Genomic DNA, 19,207 nt, shown 5'->3' with positions numbered 1-19,207 from the left:
GTATGTTTAAAAAGATATTAATTGCCAATAGAGGTGAAATTGCGCTACGCGTAATTAGAACCTGTAAAGAGATGGGAATAAAAACTGTAGCTGTATACTCTAAAGCAGATGCAGAAAGTTTACACGTAAAATTTGCTGACGAAGCAGTTTGTATTGGTCCTGCTCCAAGTAGCGAATCTTACTTAAAAATGGATCGTATTATTGCTGCAGCAGAAATTACTAATGCAGACGGAATTCACCCAGGTTATGGTTTCTTATCAGAAAACGCTAAGTTTTCTAAATTATGTGAAGAGCACGATATTAAATTTATCGGAGCTTCACCAGAGATGATTGACCGAATGGGAGATAAAGCAAACGCTAAATCTACAATGCTTGCTGCTGGTGTACCATGTGTACCTGGAAGTGAAGGTGTTATTGAAGATTTTGAAGCTTGTAAAAAAACAGCACTTGAAACTGGATACCCTGTAATGCTAAAAGCATCAGCAGGTGGTGGTGGTAAAGGAATGCGTGCAGTTTGGAAAGAAGAGGATTTAAAAGACGCTTGGGATTCTGCTAGACAAGAATCGAAAGCAGCTTTTGGAAACGATGATATGTACATGGAGAAGTTAATTGAAGAACCTCGTCATATTGAAATCCAAATTGTTGGAGATTCATTTGGTAAGGCTTGTCACTTATCTGAAAGAGACTGTTCTGTACAACGTCGTCATCAAAAATTAACTGAAGAAACTCCTTCTCCATTCATGACGGATGAATTACGTGATGAAATGGGTAAGGCGGCAGTAAGAGCTGCTGAATATATTAAGTACGAAGGTGCTGGTACTGTTGAATTTTTAGTAGACAAACACCGTAACTTCTACTTTATGGAAATGAATACTCGTATTCAAGTAGAGCACCCTATTACTGAAGAAGTAGTAGATTACGATTTAATTCGTGAGCAAATCTTAGTAGCAGCAGGTGTGCCTGTTTCTGGAAAAAATTACTACCCTCAATTACACTCAATTGAATGTAGAATCAACGCTGAAGATCCTCATAACGGATTTAGACCAGCTCCAGGAAAAATTACATCTTACCATGCACCAGGAGGTCATGGAGTTCGTATTGATACGCATGTATATGCTGGTTATATGATTCCACCAAACTACGATTCAATGATTTCAAAATTAATTGTTACTGCGCAAACACGTGAAGAAGCAATTAACAAAATGAAACGTGCATTAGATGAGTATGTAATCGAAGGTGTTAAAACTACGATTCCATTCCATAGACAATTAATGGATCATCCAGATTATGTTGCTGGTAATTATACCACAAAATTTATGGAAGATTTTGAAATGAAGTCATAAGTACTTTAACATAAATAAAAAAACCAGTGATTAAATCACTGGTTTTTTTATTTCATAAGTTTTAAAAAATTTTAATCTTTTTCAAAACTTGATTTTTCTGGCAGTATACTTTCAAAAGCATCATTAATATCCTGCATTACTTTATCATAATTTCTAATATGTACATTATCATTTAAACACACTAGTTTATATGATTGCTCTCTAACAGCTTTAATTGCCTTTTTAGATTTGATAACCAGTGAAAACATTTTTGTGTCTTGATATGTATTATAAGGTATAAAATTAGACTTACATATCTGCCAAGTTTTAAACAACTCTGGTGTATAATCATCATTACTACGGAATCTGTGCTTAGACATCTCTGTAAGTTCTTCTCCACAATGTTCCCAAACATCCTCAAAGGTAGATTTTAAATAAGGCTGAGCATTATGAGGTGTACGAAGTGTTACAAACTTATTATAGTATTTTAACAACTTTGTAATTCTTGACCTACTACCATATGAAGGGTGATACCATTTGTCATGATCTCTTTTAAAAACTTCCTTTTTATCAAAATGTTTATTGATAAGACGGATGTTGTTTTTAAGCATTTTTTCAAACTGAGAAATACCAGTATTTGTTCTAAAAGTTGCAATGTCTTTTGGCAATCCATTTTCGAAAAACCTACTCTCAGAAACATGATTTATAATAAAAAAATCATCATTAAAATACACAAATCGATCTGAAAGATCTGGTATTTTATGCATGTAAATTTCAATTAAATTTGAGTTAAAAACTGGTAAAAACTCATTTGGAATGTAGTCTGAATGACTAACTAAGTTTATTTTATGGTGGTTTTCGTCTAACCATTCAGGTTTTTGACCACTAGTTACAAAATGGATTTTTCGAACCCAAGGAGCAAATTTTTCAATTCCTCTAAACCAGTATTTTAAAAATCCATGATCTCGAAAACGCGCTTCTGATTTCTCATTAACAGAGTTATCTATTTTATCGGAATATTTTGAAAATTCCTTAATCCATTTAGGGTCATCCATATCAACCCAGGTAACTACAAAATCTATCCCCATAATATAAAGCTTAACAAATAAGATTCAAAAATAAGTCTTTTTCATTATTTATTCACGTATACTCTTTAATAATAAACACCCCAAATCTCATCAATAAACAATTTAACAACTCCTTTTTTGTAATTAACTTTTATAATTACGTCTAAAGATTGTAACCCAAAAATATGATTCATGAAAATTCGTTTTAGCTTATTTTTATTATTATTTACTTCAATAAGTTTACTTGCTCAAATAGAAATGCCTAGTTTAAGTCCTAAAAAAATTACTAAGCAAGAGGTAGGGCTTGCTAATTTCACTCTAGAATACGGACAACCGAGTAAAAATGGAAGAAAAATATACGGCTCATTAATTCCCTATGGCAAGTTATGGAGAACAGGAGCTAATGCCTCAACTAAAATAACTGTTGATAAAGAAGTTTCTTTTTCAGGTAATAAAATTCCTGCTGGAACTTACGGGTTATACAGCATACCAAACAAGAAAGAATGGACTATAATCATCCATAAAAAAAGTAAGTTATGGGGAGCTGGAGGTTATCAGAAAGAAAATGATTTAGTTCGTTTTACTGTACCATCACAAAAAACAAATGACATTACACAGACGTTAAATATTCGTTTTGAAAATTTTACCATTAATGGTGCAGATTTAGTAATTTCATGGGAAAAAACAAAAATTACGATTCCAGTTCATGTAGATTCTGATGCCATTATTGAAAATCAAATAAAAACAAAAATCACTTCTACCGACAAAATTATTAATCCTCAAACATATTTTGATGCGGCTCAATATTACTATCAAAAAAACAAAAATTTGAATACTGCTTTCGAGTGGTTCAACAAAGCGGTAGAGTTAAGACCTCAAGCATTTTGGTACGTGTATTACAAAGCTGAATTAGCACTTAAATTAGGAAAAGATGATATTGCAAAAGAAGGAGCCACAAAGTGTTTAAAAGCTGCTAAAAACAGTAAATCTTCTGATTATGGATATATTGCCAAATGCTCTATTCTTTTTAAAAGCATTAAAAATTAATCGGTGTTACAATTGTTACATATAAGAAAAATTAAACGACTATTTTTGTATTTTAAACAAAAAATAATTAAAGAATCGTAATTGTGGTATTAATAATACCAATGATGATTTATTTATAAATACATTAAAAATGGATTTCATCTTACAGCCTTGGCCATGGTTTATTTCTGGTCCGCTAATAGCATTTGTGTTATTCCTATTTTTCTATTTCGGTAAAAACTTTGGAGTTTCTACAAATTTAGAAACGATGTGTACTATTGCTGGTGCTGGGAAAGTTTCCGATTACTTTAAAAAAGATTGGAAAGAACGTGATTGGGCTCTAGTTTTTCTTATTGGATTAGTTATTGGCGGTTTTATAACTGCGAACTACTTATCAAACTCTGTTACTATAGATTTAAACCCAAAAACAGTACAAGAATTAGCTGATTTAGGATTTACAAACGCTGGTGACACTTTTGTTCCAAACGAAATATTTCGCATTGAAAATATGTTAACTCTAAAAGGTTTTGCTGTGTTATTAATTGCTGGAATCTTAATTGGTTTCGGCACACGTTATGCTGGCGGATGTACTTCTGGACATGCAATTACAGGTTTAAGTAGCCTACAATTGCCCTCTTTAATTGCTGTTATTGGTTTTTTTATTGGTGGTTTATTAATGACTTGGTTTTTATTCCCTTTAATTTTTGGTTAACATGAAGAATTTAAAATTTTTATTACTAGGTGTTTTCTTTGGAATAGTTTTAACCAAATCTGAAGCTATTTCGTGGTATAGAATTTATGAAATGTTTAAATTTCAATCATTTCACATGTATGGTATTATTGGTTCTGCCGTAGCAGTATCGATGGTATTAATGTATTTCTTTAAAAACGGAACAATTAAAGATTACTTAGGAAATCAAATTACTATAAAAGAAAAGAAAAAAGGATTTATCAAAACCCTGGTAGGTGGAACTATTTTCGGCTTAGGTTGGGCTTTAGCAGGTGCTTGTCCTGCTCCAATTTTTGTATTAATTGGTCATGGGATATTCCCAATTATGATTGTTTTAATTGGTGCAATGCTTGGAACTTTTATTTACGGATTACTAAGTAATAAGTTACCTAATTAGTCTTTAATTAAAACTTTATCTAACAGGTTCGAATTTGTATTATCAACTACCTTCCAATTATATATTTTAGATAGTTGATAAATTTTAGTCAGTTCTTCAAATAAACGCACTTGAGCGTCTTTTTGTAAGTTTGAAACCGTTATGGTCGATTTTATTTTCTCGATTGCCTTAGCGTTTAATTTATTTAATTCTGATTTTGAAAATGTATTAAACTGGCTTTGTTGTAAATCGAAATACTTAATATCTGGAGATATCACAATTTCTTCTTTTGGAATTTTATTGATAATTATTTGCTTACCTATACTATCTATTTGAATTTCTAGCTTTGATAAGTCATAGCCCACTTCGACCTTAGCGTTGACAGATAACATTGCTTTTTTCTCAAAAGACAAATAATCATAAAAGTATTTTTTAGTGTCAAAAAAGCTATACATTTCCGAAAAACTCCCTTCAGAAACCACCAATTTACTTAAGTTTTGTATTCCGTTTAAAACTACCTGAATTTCTTCTTGTTGGTGCTTTTCTTCTTTTTTATCATACCAAAATTTGGCTATTAAAAACCCCAGCAAAAAAATGGTTATATACTTTATAAGTCGCATGTAATATCTTTTCTATAAATATAGAAAAACTATATGAAGTATTATTTTAAAAACTATGCCGATGCTTCTTCTTTTGGAAATGCTTCTTTGTTAAATAAGAATAACAGTATAACTCCAATGGTTATCCAAGAATCTGCACCATTAAATATTGCGTTAAAAAAAGTAAAGCTTTCTCCTTCATACATCGGAAAATATAGCATATCTACAACTTTACCATAAAACAATTCTCCATATGGATTATCAGAAAACAAAGTTGCTACATTATGATATGATGAATCGAAAATAACACCATAAAAAACAGAATCGATAATATTACCAACAGCACCTGCTAAAATTAAAGCTATAGCAACTACAACTGCTGTATGTGCTTGTCTTTTTATTGTTTGCCATAACCAATACACAATTCCTGAAACCGCAACAACTCTAAACAATGTTAAAAACAACTTCCCTGCTCTACCACCAAACTCAAAACCCCAAGCCATTCCATTATTTTCAGTAAAGTGGATTTTAAACCAATCGCTAAAAACAACAACTTCTTCTCCTAATTGAAAATGTGTTTTAACGTATATTTTACTAATTTGATCAATTAAAATTGCTAAAATTACGGTAAGTATTGCGATATTTTTTTTAGACATTTCTAGAATTTAATAGCAGCAAAAATAAGAAAAGTATTGGTTTTTACTCTGTTATTAAATTAACATTCCCATTTATAGATTTCACAGTAAAATTTAAAGAAGCTTTATTATCATTCTTTTGAAAATATCTGCTTTTGTATTGCTGTTTATTAACAAGTATTTCTCCTTTTGTTGTTACAATATCAACATTGCTATCGTTTTTTAGCTTAGCATATACGTTTCCTAGAAATAAAGATGTGTAAATATTTCCTATAACCTTATTTAACTGAATATTTCCCCTATCAATAAATATTGATAAATCACCTTTATAGTTACTAGAAGTAACTCCTATAACCTTACCGTAGAGAATAATATTTTTATTTTTGGGCACTTTTATAACTGCGCTGGCCTTTTGTAATCTTTTAGTGATGTATTTTCTAAAAACATCGTTTTGAGGCGTCTTAAAGTTCAGTTGAAACTGAACTCTCAATACATCATCTTCCTCTTTAAAAAGGATACTATGTGTATTCGGATTCTCATCTAATAAAGACACTACTATCATATCATCTTCAGAATTTTCAATAACTATGTTATCCAATCCATCAGTAATAATTTCAATATTATTTTGAAAAGCGTCCCTCTGTTCTATCAACTTGTCTTGACAGAAAGTTAATGAACAAAAGCATAAAAATATTATTAATAGTGTTTTTTTCATACAAAAAAAGCCTCTATAAAGAGGCTTTGTGTTATTTAATAAACAATTATTATTGCTTACGTTTTGCTTCAATACTTAACGTTGCATGAGGCACTAATTTTAAACGTTCTTTTTGAATTAATTTACCTGTAACTCTACACACACCGTATGTTTTATTCTCAATACGAATTAATGCATTTTTTAAATCACGAATAAATTTTTCTTGACGAACAGCTAACTGCATGTTTGCCTCTTTCGCCATGGTATCAGATCCATCATCAAACGATCTAAACGTTGGTGATGTGTCTTCAGTTCCATTATCAGCACCGTTTTTATAAGAAGCTTGTAATAATCTTAAATCTTCTTCTGCGTGCTCAATTTTTTTTAAAATGATTTCTTTAAACTCTTGTAAATCATCATCAGAGTATCTTATTTTAACATCTTCCATAATGCTATATTTTTTCAATTAACATTTTACTTTTAATGGTATCGAACTCAATTTCTGTACCACTTTTTAAATCATCAACGAAAACCAACTCATTTGTTAAAGTTTCTGTTTTGATATAATCTGCATTTGCAGATACCGATTCTTGTAAGTCGGCAGCTTGTAAAATTGTTAACTTTATTTTATCGGTTACTTCTAAACCTGAATCTTTACGTGCGTTTTGAATTCTGTTTATCAGCTCTCTTGCAACTCCTTCTTTACGTAAATCTTCATTTATTGTAACATCTAAAGCAACAGTTAAACCTTCGGAATTTGCGACCAACCATCCTTCGATATCCTTCGATGTAATCTCTACATCTGCGGTTTCTAAGGTAATCATTTTTCCATTAATTTCAACAGAAATTTCACCCTCTTTCTCTATTTTAACAATATCGTCTTGAGTGAAATTCTGTATCTGATTCGCAATCAGCCTCATATCTTTTCCAAACTTTGGCCCTAGAGCTTTAAAATTTGGTTTGATTTGTTTTACTAAAATACCTGAAGCATCATCTAACAATTCAATTTCTTTAACATTTACCTCTGATTTTATTAAATCTGCTACTGCTAAAATCTCTTCTTTTTGAGTAGCATCTAGCACAGGAATCATAATTTTTTGAAGCGGTTGACGCACTTTTATCTTCTCTTTAGCTCTTAACGATAAAACTAAAGATGATATTGTTTGTGCATTTTCCATTTTACGCTCTAATGACTTATCAACTAAATCAGCATTGTATTTTGGAAATTCTGCTAAATGTACACTTTCAAAACTTTCTTTACCAGTAGCTTTTACTAAATCTTTATACAATCGGTCCATGAAAAATGGAGCTATTGGAGCACTTAACTTCGCTACTGTTAGCATACAAGTATATAAAGTTTGGTATGCTGATATTTTATCCTGCGCATACTCTCCTTTCCAAAAACGTCTTCTACATAAACGCACATACCAGTTACTTAAAAACTCTTGAACAAAATCTGAAATTGCTCTTGCTGCTTTGGTTGGTTCGTATTCTGCGTAGAAAGTATCAACTTTCTGGATTAATGTATTTAATTCTGATAAAATCCAACGATCTATTTCTGGACGTTCGTTTAATGGAACATCTGCTTCTGCATAAGTGAAATTATCAATATTAGCATATAAAGTAAAGAAAGAATACGTATTATATAGCGTTCCGAAAAACTTTCTACGAACTTCTTCTATACCTGCAATATCAAACTTTAAATTATCCCAAGGATTTGCATTTGAAATCATGTACCAACGTGTTGCATCTGGACCGTACTTTGCTAACGTTTCAAAAGGATCGGTTGCGTTTCCTAAACGCTTAGACATCTTCTGTCCGTTTTTATCTAATACCAATCCATTAGATACTACATTTTTATAAGCGACAGAATCAAAAACCATGGTTCCAATTGCATGTAAAGTATAGAACCAACCACGAGTTTGATCCACTCCTTCTGCAATAAAATCTGCTGGATATGACTTATTATCATCAATTAATTCTTTATTCTCAAACGGGTAATGCCATTGTGCATACGGCATAGAACCAGAATCAAACCATACATCAATTAAATCGCTTTCACGTTGCATTGGTTTTCCTGATGCAGAAACTAAAGTAATTTTATCAACAATGTTTTTATGCAAATCAATAGTGTCATAATTCTCATCAGACATATTTCCTACTTCAAAATCAGCGAAAATATCTTCAGTCATTACTCCTGCCTCAACGGCACGTGCAATTTCTGATTTCAATTCTTCAACAGAACCAATACAAATTTGTTCTGTACCATCTTCTGTTCTCCAAATTGGTAATGGAATTCCCCAAAAACGAGAACGAGATAAATTCCAATCGTTTGCATTTTTTAACCAGTTTCCAAAACGACCTGTTCCTGTAGATTCAGGTTTCCAGTTAATTGTTTCGTTTAAACTATGCATTTTTTCTTTTACATCAGTTACTTTGATGAACCAAGAATCTAATGGATAATATAAAATTGGCTTATCAGTTCTCCAACAATTTGGATAACTGTGCACATATTTTTCAACCTTAAAGGCTTTGTTTTCTGTTTTTAATTTAATAGCGATTTCAACATCTACAGATTTCTCTGGAGCTTCTTCATCAGTATAATATTCGTTCTTTACATACTTACCTGCAAACTCACCCATTTCTGGTCTGAACTTACCTTGTAAATCTACTAAAGGAACTGGATTTTCATTCGCATCTAACACTAACATTGGTGGAACTTCTGGTGTTGCTTGTTTTGCAACCATTGCATCATCTTGCCCAAATGTTGGCGCAGTATGAACGATTCCCGTACCATCTTCCGTAGTAACAAAATCTCCGGAAATTACTCTAAAAGCGTTCTCTGGATCCTCATATGGTAATGTATAATCTAATAATTGCTCATATTTAATTCCTACTAAATCTTTACCTACGAATTCTTTTACAACATTGTATGGAATCTTTTTATCTCCTGCTCCATAAGCTGATAAATTCTCTGCCGTTTCAACTTCATAAAATTTCTTTCCTCCAAATTGTTTTCCAACTAAATTCTTAGCTAAAACTACTTGAATTGGCTCAAATGTATATTGATTAAATGTTTGTACTAAAACATAATCAATCTTTGGACCAACAGTTAATGCTGTATTCGATGGTAATGTCCAAGGTGTAGTTGTCCAAGCTAAGAAATACACATCCCCGTCAACTTGTAAAAATTCTGGCAACGTTTCTTTTATAGCTTTAAACTGTGCAACCACAGTTGTATCTGTCACATCTTGATAAGTTCCTGGTTGGTTTAATTCGTGTGAACTTAAACCTGTACCTGCTTTTGGCGAATACGGTTGAATTGTATACCCTTTATACAGTAAATTTTTATTATAAATCTGTTTTAGCAGCCACCAAACAGATTCCATATACTTAGATTTATAGGTAATGTATGGATCTTCCATATCTACCCAATACCCCATTTTTTGAGTTAAATCGTTCCAGATATCAGTATAACGCATTACTGCTTTTTTACAAGCTTCGTTATACTCTTCAACAGTGATTTTTTTACCGATATCTTCTTTAGTAATTCCTAATTCTTTCTCAACACCCAATTCTACAGGTAATCCATGAGTATCCCAACCTGCTTTACGCTTTACTTGATATCCTTTCATTGTTTTATAACGCGGAAAAATATCTTTAATAGCACGTGCTAAAACATGGTGTACACCTGGTAATCCGTTCGCTGAAGGTGGCCCTTCAAAAAACACAAATGGCTTATTCCCTTCGCGTGTAGAAACACTTTTTTCGAAGATGTTATTTTCTTCCCAAGAGCTTAAGATTTCTTCTGCTACTTTTGGTAAGTCAAGTCCTTTATATTCTGTGAATTGTTTACTCATTTTATGCTGCTGTATATTGAATTTGCGAAATTACGTATTTTCTTGAAAAACTTGATAAAAAACAGCTTATAAACTCAAAAATTAATGTGTTTTTTGTTTAAATTTTAACACAAAAATTATATTTTTATTAAAATTAAACATTTTTTTTTGACGAAAAATTGGTTAATACAATTAAAATGATGATTTTTGACATAATTAATTCAAATTAAAAACACAATGAAAAAAAAGTTTAATGGATTTTTAACGCTTTTTCTGGCGTTTATTGTGCAAATAACCTTTGCGCAAGAGAAGACAGTCACAGGTACTGTAAAAGACTCTAACGGCCCTTTACCTGGGGTTAATGTTATTGTTAAAAATACTTCAACTGGTGTTGAAACAGATTTTGACGGAAATTATTCTATTAAAGCAAAAGATGGCGATATCTTAGTTTTTAGTTTCGTGGGGATGAAAACAACTGAAAGAATAGTCTCAACAAATAACAAGATAGATGTTACTATGTCTGAAGATCAAAACCTATTAGAAGAGGTTGTTGTTACTGCAGTTGGTATTAAACGTAAACAAGATGAAATTACAACTGCAAACCAAGTTGTAAAAGCTGATGAATTAAACCAAGCTGTAAACCCTGATGCTGTTCAAGCACTTTCTGGTAAAGTCTCTGGTTTACAAATCAACACAACATCTGCCGGTTTAGCACCTAGTACTCAAATAACATTAAGAGGAGCTAGATCTATATCTGGAAATAACGATGCTCTTATCGTTATTGACAACATTGTTTCTACAGCTGAAGTACTATCTACTTTAGATCCTAATACTATTGAATCAATGAATGTTATTAAAGGTGCTAATGGTGCTGCTCTTTATGGTGAATTAGGTGCAGCCGGAGTAATTATTGTAACAACAAAAAAAGGGATTAAAGGTTCTGATAAATTTTCTGTAGACTTTAAGTCATCTGTTACTATTGAAAGTATTGCATATTTACCAGAAACTCAAGATCGTTTTGGTCAAGGTTGGGGAGGTGTCATTGAAACAGTTGATCAAGGTTCTTGGGGTGTACCATATAATGGAGCTATCATTTCTGCTGGTACTCCTGACGCTAATGGAAATTTCAGAAATCTACCATATAGTCATATAGAAGATAACATTTTACCTTTTTTCAACGAAGGATACAACTTTCAAAATGCTATATCAATAGCTGGTGGAAACTCTGAAACTGGTTTTTTAAATTTCGGGTATTTAAGACAAGATTTATCAGGTGTTATTCCTGGAGCAAAGTTAGTTAAAAACAATTTCTCTTTAACTACTGGAAAGAAATTAGGTAAATTAAGAATTCAAGGAATTGCTAGATATACTGATGAAAAAACAAATGATGTAAATGATGACCTTTATAGAAGATTAGCGAATACTCCTGGAAACATTCCTGTAGAATTATTTAATAGTGGAAGTAATGATGATCACTGGACTATTTATGATGATAGCCCATACTGGACATTAAAAAATGATCGCAGACCAGGTAGAAGAGAAATCGTTGATTTATCTGCTGAATTAAGCTATGAATTCAATGATAACATTAGCGCAGTGTTAAGATCATCAGTAAGAAGTCTTAAAGACAATGATAAAATAAAAAGAAACGCTTTTGAAGATACTATCCTTTGGCCTGCTGCTGGAAATAGATCTATTCGCTCTAGATATAGAGTAGATAATTATAATGACAGAAACATTTACACTGATTTATTAGTTAACTTTGATTATAATTTAACTGATGATTTAACCTTTAAATCTAACGTAGGTGTAAATGCTACTGACTTTAGTTCAACTTTTTACGAAAAGGAAGGTTTTGATTTATCAATACCAGGTCTATTTAATTTTGGAAATGTAACATCTGTTCCTTCAATTGAAGAAGAAAACACAAAGAAAAGAACTGCTAGTGTCTTTGCTCAAGTTGACTTAGGTTATAAAGATTATTTATTTTTAAATATGACTGGAAGAAATGACTGGAACTCAGTGTTACCAGAACAAAACAGAAGTTTCTTTTACCCTTCAGTAGGTATGTCTTTTATTCCTACAAAAGCTTTTCCTAATTTAAAAACCAAAGTTTTACACAAAGCAAAAGTATCTGCTAGTTATGTAAAAACAGGTAATGCTAGTGCTCTTGACCCTCATCAATTATCAAGAAGAACAGTAAATTCTGGTACTTTCCCAAGTACAGGATTAATTTCTTTAGTTGCCGAAGGAACTGTTGTAGATGCAAATATAAAACCAGAATTCATCAACTCTTATGAAGCAAATATTAACTTAGAATTCTTAAATGTTAGAGGACCAAGAATAACTTTAGATGCATCGGCTTCCTTTTCTAAAAACACCGATCAAATTTTAGGTATTACTAGCTCTAGAACACCAGGAACTACTGATGCAGTTATTAATGTTGGTGAAACCTCTTCAAAATCATTTGAAATAGATTTAGGTTTTACTCCTTTTAAAACAGAAAATTTTGAATTAAATGGTAGAGTAGGTTATAGTACATACAGAACAGTAGTAGACAAAGTAACTGATGGTTCTGACAGAGTTGAAGTAGGAGAAACTACTGGTACAATTGGCGCTTATGCAATTGAAGGCGAAGAATTTCCTGTTTTACTAGGTACAGGTTACTCAAGAGATGACCAAGGTAGAGTAATAATAGACACTAATGGTAACCCTATTAATGATTCAGAATTAAAAGTATTAGGAAACACTACTCCAGATTACATTTTAAACTTTTCTTTAAACGCAAGATATAAAGGCTTCCGTTTTGCAGCAGTAGGAGATTATAGAACTGGTCATGTTTTCTACAATGGTATTAAAGCTCAATTAGCTGGTCAAGGTAGAACTATTGAAACAACACATAATGACAGACTTCCTTTCATCTTCCCTAACTCAACTGTTGAAGGATCTGGAGTTGCTAACACAACTGTATTAACAGCTAATTCTGGTGGTCCTTTTGGTCCTGGTGCTGATCCTTTTATTCACCCATATAACTTTGCTTACGACTATTATACTGGTAATTATACTAGATTTGATGAAAACTTTGTTACAGATGCAACTGCTTTTAAATTAAGAGAAGTTTCTATAAGTTATGATTTACCTGCTAAATTTACTGAAAAGTTAAATTTAAGTAGATTCAATATTGGTTTAAGTGGTAGAAATTTATGGACAAGTTTACCTGAGGAAAATTTAGATTATAATGATCCTGAATATGGAGGAAGAAATGGTCTTGCTTTTTATGGCATAACACCTCCTACAAGATTTTACACACTTTCTGTTAATTTATCTTTTTAAAAAATAAAAAATATTAAAAATGAAAAAAATATTAAAAATAACATCTTTATTATTACTTCTTATAAGCATTGTATCTTGTGATGATTATTTAGATGTTAATGATAGTGTAGATGATCCTATACTTGAAAATGTAGATCCTAACCGATTATTCGTAGGTGCTCAGACTTTAACTGCTGAAAATTATGCAGATGAATTAAACAGAGTTGGGAACTGGATGGGTGTTGCTTGGTCTGGTAACTATAATGCTTTTAATGATGCTTATGGTGATGAAAGTAGATATTTACTTTCTAGTACGTTTTATGATGAAGTTTGGGATAACATGTATCGTTTTGCTTCAAATTTTGCAGCTATTGAGCGATATAATGATGGTAAAAACTGGAACAACCAAAAAGCTGCGGCTAAAATATCTAGAGCTTTTTACATGCAATACATTGTAGATTTATACGGAAATGTACCTTTTACTGAAGCTTTTAAAGGAGGTGAAAACCTTTTCAATAAATATGATGATGCCGAAGCTATTTACAAAGATTTGATCTCTCTAACCGATGAAGCAATTCAATTGATAGATAATGGTGCAAATTCTGAAGATTTTGGTAATTTTGATATAGTTTTTGGAGGTGATATGCCAAGATGGAAACAATTTGCACAAACTTTAAAACTAAGACTATTAACGCGTTTAGTTTTAAAAGCTGAAAATGACGGTGGAGATTTACTTACTTATGTAAATACTAAATTTGCCGAATTAAGTAGTGCTCAATTTATTTCTCAGGATGTTAGTGTGAATCCAGGTTATGCCAATGCTGACGACATACAAAACCCTTTCTGGGAAAGATATGGCTTTAATGTAGCAGGTGTCCCTACAGGTCAAGGTAGACAAACTGGACCTTCTCAATTTGCTTTTGATTTATTAACTAATTCAAATGATAATAGATTAAATAGATTATGGAGACCAAATATTATAAGTGGTCACTTTACTGCTACTCAACAGAATGGTACAGGAAATGCTGCTTCAATTGGAGTTGGAGTTTTAAAAGGTGCCGATGCTCGTTTACCAATTATGCTTGCTGCTGAAAGCTATTTCTTACAGGCTGAAGCAATAGAAAGAGGATATTTAACAGGCAATGCTAAAGCATTATTTGATCAAGGTGTGAATGCTTCTTTTAACACACTTGGAGCTTCTGACGCTGCCACTTACATTTCTAATAATGATTCTAATATAGACTTAGGATATAATGGAGGAGATGCTTTAAGAGCAATCATTACTCAAAAATGGATTGCTTTAACTAGTATATCTGGAGCTGAATTATGGATTGAATATAATAGAACTGGTTTTCCAGCAAACTTACCATTACCAAGTGGCTCTACAGATTCAAATATCCCTGTAAGACTATTATACCCTGCCTCTGAATACTCAGGTAATTCTAGCAATGTTATAAATCAAAGTAGAAGTGACGGCTTCTCTTCTAAGATTTTTTGGGATGTTAATTAATATTTAGAAATCTATAAATTTATAAAAAATGAAAACATTAAATAATATAAAAATCTTATCTGCTATTTTCGCACTTGGGTTAATTTTCACATCTTGTGATCAAGATGTAAGTGTTGAGGATATTGAAAGATTTAACAGCACTAATGCTGTAATTGAAGAAAGTTCAATTACTGTTAATGAAGGAGATGACGCAAGTTTTACAATCGTTCAAGAAAATTTAATTGAAAGAAAAATAGATGCTCAAGAATTATATGCTTGGGTTTCAGGGCAAATAGGAATAAGAGTCGTTGGAGGTACTGCAACTGAAGGTGTAGATTACTCCTTTAATTTAGATCCCATCTATCCTAATGTTAGTATATATTTACTTCAAGATGGATTTTACTACCCTTATGATGCTACTCAAAGCTTAAATAATGTTGTAAGTAATATACTTACAATAAATAATGATGGAGTAACTGAAGGTGAAGAAACTATTGAACTACAATTTTTTCCTGTAGGTTTAGCTGGAGTAATAATTGATGATACTTTAACTATTAAGATTAACGATTAGTCGTTTATAATTATTTGATTAACAAATAGAAACCACTCTAATTAAGGGTGGTTTCTTTACTTTTAAAGGAGCCATTAAAATTAAGCCATTCCTCTTTCTTTTTTTATTTGTTCGTAAGCTGATTGAATTTTTTGAAATTTTTCATTCGCTCCTCTTTTATGTTCTTCTCCTAAACCTTCTAATTTATCTGGATGATATTTTTTAGCCATTTTTCGATACGCTTTTTTCACCTCGCCATTTGTAGCAAACTTTGTAATTTCTAACATTTTATACGCGCTATCTGCTTCATTATAAAACATTGCTTTAATTGATGAATAATCATAATCGTTTATATACAAATACCCTGATATTTTTCTTATTTCTTGTTCTTCTGGAGACGTTACATGTCCGTCTGCTTTGGCTATTCCGAATAAAAAATGAACTAATTGTAAACGTGAAGAATGCGACATATGTTGACGAATTTGCATACAAACTTGGCGTGTTGAAATTTGTCGTTTCATAATTCCGTTAAACAACTTAAATGCATGATTTGCTCTTTCTTTACCATACATTTTCACAAAGTGCATACGTACATAATCTAACTCTCTTTGGTCTACTCTTCCATCCGATTTTATAACTACCGAAGCTAAAATTAATAAGCTAATTTCAAAATCACCTGAAGTAGCTCTACCTCTTTGATGTTGACGTTGTGTTTGTCTTTGATAATCTTGTTGTTCCTGTGTAAAATCTTCAATCGAAATTCCGTCAATAAAACTACCAACAGCATATCCTATTATTGCTCCAATAGGACCTCCCATTGTAAATCCTGCTCCAGCTCCGAGCCATTTTGCAAATTTTCCCATTCTTAAATTTTAAAGGCGTAAAGATAGTATTAACTCTTTATAAAAGAGTGATTTGTTTTGGTTTGATTCTTGCTTGTAAATGAAGTATCTTTGCATTAAATTTTTAATTAAAAAATATGTACCCAGAAGAATTAGTAAAACCAATGCGTGATCAATTAATTGATGCTGGTTTTGACGCTTTATATACTGCTGAAGATGTTGACAATGCTTTAGCTAAAGAAGGAACAACATTAGTAATGGTAAATTCGGTTTGTGGTTGTGCCGCTGGTACAGCAAGACCAGGAGCTATTGCTTCTTTAGGAGCAGACAAAGCACCCACTCATTTAACTACTGTATTTGCAGGTGTAGAAAAAGAATCTACAGCGAAGGCAAGAGAATATATGATTCCTTTCCCTCCTTCTTCACCAGCTATTGCTTTATTTAAAGATGGTAGTTTAGTACACATGTTAGAACGTCACCACATTGAAGGTCGTTCTGCACAGGCAATTGCTCAGAATTTAGCAGCTGCTTATGATGAGTTTTGCTAATAAATAGCATTACAAAAACCCTTAAAAATAAAAAACCACTCAAAATGAGTGGTTTTTTATTTTATAGTAAAAGCATCAATGACGCTTATAAATCGAATCCAATATTAACGCCTAATTTATTAGCTATTAATTTATTTATACGTTGTTTTACTTCAGGTATTTTTACACTTTCTAAAACTGTATTTGCAAAAGCATACATTAATAAAGCTTTTGCTTCTTTCTTAGGAATTCCACGTTGTTGCATGTAAAATAAAGCATCATCATCTAACTGACCAATCGTACAACCATGTGAACATTTTACATCATCTGCAAAAATTTCTAATTGTGGTTTTGCATTAATAGTAGCTTTATCGCTTACTAAAACATTGTTGTTTTGTTGATAAGCATTTGTTTTTTGAGCTTCCTTCTCAACAATTACCTTTCCGTTAAAAACTGCAGTAGAACGTTCATCATATATTCCTTTATAATCTTGATGAGATTCACAATTAGGCTCTATATGATGCACCAATGTATGGTGATCTATATGTTGTTTTCCTTCAATAATTGTAACACCTTTCAAAATAGAATCAATATGTTCTCCTCTTTGATAAAAATTTAAATTATTACGAGTAATATTTCCTCCAAAAGAAAATGTATGTACAGAAACAATACTATTTGACTTTTGCTCTATATAAGCATTATCTACCAAAGAAGCATTGTTGTTGTCGTTCTGAATTTTGTAAATGTCTACAGTTGCATCTTTAGCAGCATAAACCTCAGTAACCGCATTTGTTAATACAGGATTTGAAGTTAAACTTTGATGACGCTCAATAATTTGTACATGTGCATTCTGTTCAGCTACAATTAAATTACGAGGCTGTAACATTGTTGCATCTTCTTTTCCAGTAGTAAAATTGATGATTTGAATTGGTTTTTCTACCTCAACATTTCTTGGAATATAGATGTATGCACCTTCTTTAGCAAAAGCTGTATTTAAAGAAGTTAAATTATCTTGTTCAGCTATTTTATTGAAATAATTTTCAATAACTGCCTTGTATTTTGGCTTTTCTAATGCAGATGATAATAAACAAATATCCATTTCATCATGCGTAGTATCTGACAAGAAAGAACTGTATTTTCCATCAATAAAGATAATCTTATAAGTATCAATATCATGAATAAAATATTTCTTCACATCTGCTAGTTCTATAGCAGCTTCATTATCTGGGAAAATACTATAATCTTGCTTTAACACAGAGTTTAAAGAAGTATATTTCCAAGCTTCTAATTTCTTAGTAGGAAAACCTAATTCTTCAAAATTTTGAAGTGCTTTTGTTCTAATTTCATGAACATCAGAATTGATATTCACGTCATTTTCAAAAGCTACATATGATGCTACTAATTTTTCTTTTAAATCCATTCTCTTAAGAGTTCACTTCTTCCTTAATCCAATCGTACCCTTTTGCTTCTAATTCTAATGCTAAAGAAGCATCGCCTGTTTTTACAATTTTACCATCATGTAAAACGTGTACAAAATCAGGAACTATATAATCTAATAAACGCTGGTAGTGTGTAATAACTATTACCGCGTTATCTTTAGATTTTAATTTATTTACACCATTAGCAACAATACGTAACGCATCGATATCTAAACCAGAATCTGTTTCGTCTAAGATTGCTAATTTAGGTTCTAACATTGCCATCTGAAAAATCTCGTTACGTTTCTTTTCTCCTCCAGAAAACCCTTCGTTTAAAGAACGTGATAAGAACTTACGATCGATCTCTAATAATTCAGATTTCTCACGAATCATCTTTAACATATCTTTCGCAGGCATCTCTTCTAAACCTTGTGCTTTACGAGATTCGTTAATTGATGTTTTAATAAAGTTTGTTACCGTAACACCAGGTATTTCTACTGGATATTGAAAAGATAAAAACACTCCATTATGTGCTCTTTCTTCAGGAGCTAACTCACTGATATCTTCTCCATTTAATTCGATAGTTCCTTCAGTAACTTCGTATTCTTCTTTTCCTGCAATTACAGATGCCATTGTACTTTTTCCAGCTCCATTAGGCCCCATTATTGCGTGAATTTCACCAGCTTTAACTTCTAAATTCAACCCTTTTAAGATTGATTTATCTTCTATGTTAGCGTGTAAGTTTTCTATTTTTAACATGGTAATATATCTTTGTTGTTAG

The 19,207-nt window shown here is 31.7% G+C and carries 17 protein-coding genes; 8 read left to right on the top strand and 9 right to left on the bottom strand.

What is annotated here, in order from left to right; genetic code table 11:
- Positions 1 to 2: 2 nt before the first annotated feature.
- Positions 3 to 1,343, top strand: coding sequence for an acetyl-CoA carboxylase biotin carboxylase subunit (gene accC / locus H3Z83_RS11660; protein ID WP_182125670.1), 1,341 nt, complete (start codon positions 3 to 5; stop codon positions 1,341 to 1,343).
- 71 nt (positions 1,344 to 1,414) lie between these two features.
- Here the strand turns inward: accC and H3Z83_RS11655 are convergent, their stop codons facing one another.
- Positions 1,415 to 2,410, bottom strand: a complete 996-nt coding sequence (locus tag H3Z83_RS11655; RefSeq protein WP_182125669.1) for a Stealth CR1 domain-containing protein — start codon at positions 2,408 to 2,410, stop codon at positions 1,415 to 1,417.
- A gap of 171 nt (positions 2,411 to 2,581) precedes the next feature.
- On the opposite strand from H3Z83_RS11655, the gene H3Z83_RS11650 reads away from it, so the two are divergent.
- The 3 genes from H3Z83_RS11650 to H3Z83_RS11640 all read left to right on the top strand — a co-directional run bounded on the left by H3Z83_RS11650 (position 2,582) and on the right by H3Z83_RS11640 (position 4,542).
- Positions 2,582 to 3,436 (top strand): DUF2911 domain-containing protein, encoded by an 855-nt coding sequence (locus tag H3Z83_RS11650; RefSeq protein ID WP_182125668.1) that lies wholly within the window; start codon positions 2,582 to 2,584, stop codon positions 3,434 to 3,436.
- A 130-nt stretch (positions 3,437 to 3,566) separates the two neighbouring features.
- Positions 3,567 to 4,127 (top strand): YeeE/YedE family protein, encoded by a 561-nt coding sequence (locus H3Z83_RS11645; protein WP_182125667.1) that lies wholly within the window; start codon positions 3,567 to 3,569, stop codon positions 4,125 to 4,127.
- A gap of 1 nt (position 4,128) precedes the next feature.
- Positions 4,129 to 4,542, top strand: coding sequence for a DUF6691 family protein (locus tag H3Z83_RS11640; RefSeq protein WP_182125666.1), 414 nt, complete (start codon positions 4,129 to 4,131; stop codon positions 4,540 to 4,542).
- On the opposite strand, the gene H3Z83_RS11635 is transcribed toward H3Z83_RS11640, so the two are convergent.
- From H3Z83_RS11635 to ileS, 5 genes are read right to left on the bottom strand one after another with little or no spacing between them, the layout of a single operon-like run.
- Positions 4,539 to 5,141, bottom strand: coding sequence for a DUF4230 domain-containing protein (locus tag H3Z83_RS11635; RefSeq protein WP_182125665.1), 603 nt, complete (start codon positions 5,139 to 5,141; stop codon positions 4,539 to 4,541). The two genes, H3Z83_RS11640 and H3Z83_RS11635, sit on opposite strands and share 4 nt — an antisense overlap.
- Before the next feature lie 53 nt (positions 5,142 to 5,194).
- Positions 5,195 to 5,776: a lipoprotein signal peptidase gene (locus H3Z83_RS11630; protein WP_182125664.1), complete on the bottom strand. Its 582-nt coding sequence runs from the start codon at positions 5,774 to 5,776 to the stop codon at positions 5,195 to 5,197.
- A gap of 43 nt (positions 5,777 to 5,819) precedes the next feature.
- Entirely contained in the window at positions 5,820 to 6,470 is a 651-nt protein-coding gene (locus H3Z83_RS11625; protein WP_182125663.1) for a hypothetical protein, read from the bottom strand.
- A gap of 49 nt (positions 6,471 to 6,519) precedes the next feature.
- Complete coding sequence (locus H3Z83_RS11620; RefSeq protein WP_182125694.1) at positions 6,520 to 6,897, bottom strand: TraR/DksA family transcriptional regulator; 378 nt, start codon at positions 6,895 to 6,897, stop codon at positions 6,520 to 6,522.
- 4 nt (positions 6,898 to 6,901) lie between these two features.
- Positions 6,902 to 10,309: an isoleucine--tRNA ligase gene (ileS, locus tag H3Z83_RS11615; protein WP_182125662.1), complete on the bottom strand. Its 3,408-nt coding sequence runs from the start codon at positions 10,307 to 10,309 to the stop codon at positions 6,902 to 6,904.
- Between the two features lie 216 nt (positions 10,310 to 10,525).
- Here ileS and H3Z83_RS11610 point away from each other — a divergent pair, with 216 nt between their 5' ends.
- The 3 genes from H3Z83_RS11610 to H3Z83_RS11600 are packed head-to-tail and all read left to right on the top strand — an operon-like array spanning position 10,526 to position 15,660.
- Positions 10,526 to 13,621: a SusC/RagA family TonB-linked outer membrane protein gene (locus H3Z83_RS11610; protein ID WP_182125661.1), complete on the top strand. Its 3,096-nt coding sequence runs from the start codon at positions 10,526 to 10,528 to the stop codon at positions 13,619 to 13,621.
- A gap of 19 nt (positions 13,622 to 13,640) precedes the next feature.
- Positions 13,641 to 15,110 (top strand): SusD/RagB family nutrient-binding outer membrane lipoprotein, encoded by a 1,470-nt coding sequence (locus tag H3Z83_RS11605; protein WP_182125660.1) that lies wholly within the window; start codon positions 13,641 to 13,643, stop codon positions 15,108 to 15,110.
- A 28-nt stretch (positions 15,111 to 15,138) separates the two neighbouring features.
- The gene (locus tag H3Z83_RS11600) at positions 15,139 to 15,660 is read left to right on the top strand and encodes a hypothetical protein (RefSeq protein WP_182125659.1); all 522 of its coding nucleotides are present in this window, start codon (positions 15,139 to 15,141) and stop codon (positions 15,658 to 15,660) included.
- Between the two features lie 80 nt (positions 15,661 to 15,740).
- Here H3Z83_RS11600 and H3Z83_RS11595 read toward each other — a convergent pair whose 3' ends face one another.
- Positions 15,741 to 16,502, bottom strand: a complete 762-nt coding sequence (locus tag H3Z83_RS11595; protein ID WP_182125658.1) for a TerB family tellurite resistance protein — start codon at positions 16,500 to 16,502, stop codon at positions 15,741 to 15,743.
- 116 nt (positions 16,503 to 16,618) lie between these two features.
- Here H3Z83_RS11595 and H3Z83_RS11590 point away from each other — a divergent pair, with 116 nt between their 5' ends.
- On the top strand, positions 16,619 to 17,029 hold the full coding sequence (locus tag H3Z83_RS11590) for a BrxA/BrxB family bacilliredoxin (protein WP_182125657.1): 411 nt from the start codon (positions 16,619 to 16,621) through the stop codon (positions 17,027 to 17,029).
- Between the two features lie 85 nt (positions 17,030 to 17,114).
- Here the strand turns inward: H3Z83_RS11590 and sufD are convergent, their stop codons facing one another.
- Together sufD and sufC are read right to left on the bottom strand one after the other, a co-directional pair.
- Positions 17,115 to 18,428, bottom strand: coding sequence for a Fe-S cluster assembly protein SufD (gene sufD / locus H3Z83_RS11585; RefSeq protein WP_182125656.1), 1,314 nt, complete (start codon positions 18,426 to 18,428; stop codon positions 17,115 to 17,117).
- 4 nt (positions 18,429 to 18,432) lie between these two features.
- On the bottom strand, positions 18,433 to 19,185 hold the full coding sequence (gene sufC, locus H3Z83_RS11580; RefSeq protein WP_182125655.1) for a Fe-S cluster assembly ATPase SufC: 753 nt from the start codon (positions 19,183 to 19,185) through the stop codon (positions 18,433 to 18,435).
- Between the last annotated feature and the right edge of the window lie 22 nt (positions 19,186 to 19,207).

This window comes from Tenacibaculum pelagium (genome assembly GCF_014062345.1).
GTDB lineage: Bacteria > Bacteroidota > Bacteroidia > Flavobacteriales > Flavobacteriaceae > Polaribacter > Polaribacter pelagius.
This window is presented reverse-complemented; position numbering and strand designations above follow the sequence as displayed.

Bases quoted from the DNA above. Each gene is read 5' to 3' on its own strand.
- accC (WP_182125670.1), top strand. From the start codon at position 3: ATGTTTAAAAAGATATTAATTGCCAATAGAGGTGAAATTGCGCTACGC.
- H3Z83_RS11655 (WP_182125669.1), bottom strand. From the start codon at position 2,410: ATGGGGATAGATTTTGTAGTTACCTGGGTTGATATGGATGACCCTAAA.
- H3Z83_RS11650 (WP_182125668.1), top strand. From the start codon at position 2,582: ATGAAAATTCGTTTTAGCTTATTTTTATTATTATTTACTTCAATAAGT.
- H3Z83_RS11645 (WP_182125667.1), top strand. From the start codon at position 3,567: ATGGATTTCATCTTACAGCCTTGGCCATGGTTTATTTCTGGTCCGCTA.
- H3Z83_RS11640 (WP_182125666.1), top strand. From the start codon at position 4,129: ATGAAGAATTTAAAATTTTTATTACTAGGTGTTTTCTTTGGAATAGTT.
- H3Z83_RS11635 (WP_182125665.1), bottom strand. From the start codon at position 5,141: ATGCGACTTATAAAGTATATAACCATTTTTTTGCTGGGGTTTTTAATA.
- H3Z83_RS11630 (WP_182125664.1), bottom strand. From the start codon at position 5,776: ATGTCTAAAAAAAATATCGCAATACTTACCGTAATTTTAGCAATTTTA.
- H3Z83_RS11625 (WP_182125663.1), bottom strand. From the start codon at position 6,470: ATGAAAAAAACACTATTAATAATATTTTTATGCTTTTGTTCATTAACT.
- H3Z83_RS11620 (WP_182125694.1), bottom strand. From the start codon at position 6,897: ATGGAAGATGTTAAAATAAGATACTCTGATGATGATTTACAAGAGTTT.
- ileS (WP_182125662.1), bottom strand. From the start codon at position 10,309: ATGAGTAAACAATTCACAGAATATAAAGGACTTGACTTACCAAAAGTA.
- H3Z83_RS11610 (WP_182125661.1), top strand. From the start codon at position 10,526: ATGAAAAAAAAGTTTAATGGATTTTTAACGCTTTTTCTGGCGTTTATT.
- H3Z83_RS11605 (WP_182125660.1), top strand. From the start codon at position 13,641: ATGAAAAAAATATTAAAAATAACATCTTTATTATTACTTCTTATAAGC.
- H3Z83_RS11600 (WP_182125659.1), top strand. From the start codon at position 15,139: ATGAAAACATTAAATAATATAAAAATCTTATCTGCTATTTTCGCACTT.
- H3Z83_RS11595 (WP_182125658.1), bottom strand. From the start codon at position 16,502: ATGGGAAAATTTGCAAAATGGCTCGGAGCTGGAGCAGGATTTACAATG.
- H3Z83_RS11590 (WP_182125657.1), top strand. From the start codon at position 16,619: ATGTACCCAGAAGAATTAGTAAAACCAATGCGTGATCAATTAATTGAT.
- sufD (WP_182125656.1), bottom strand. From the start codon at position 18,428: ATGGATTTAAAAGAAAAATTAGTAGCATCATATGTAGCTTTTGAAAAT.
- sufC (WP_182125655.1), bottom strand. From the start codon at position 19,185: ATGTTAAAAATAGAAAACTTACACGCTAACATAGAAGATAAATCAATC.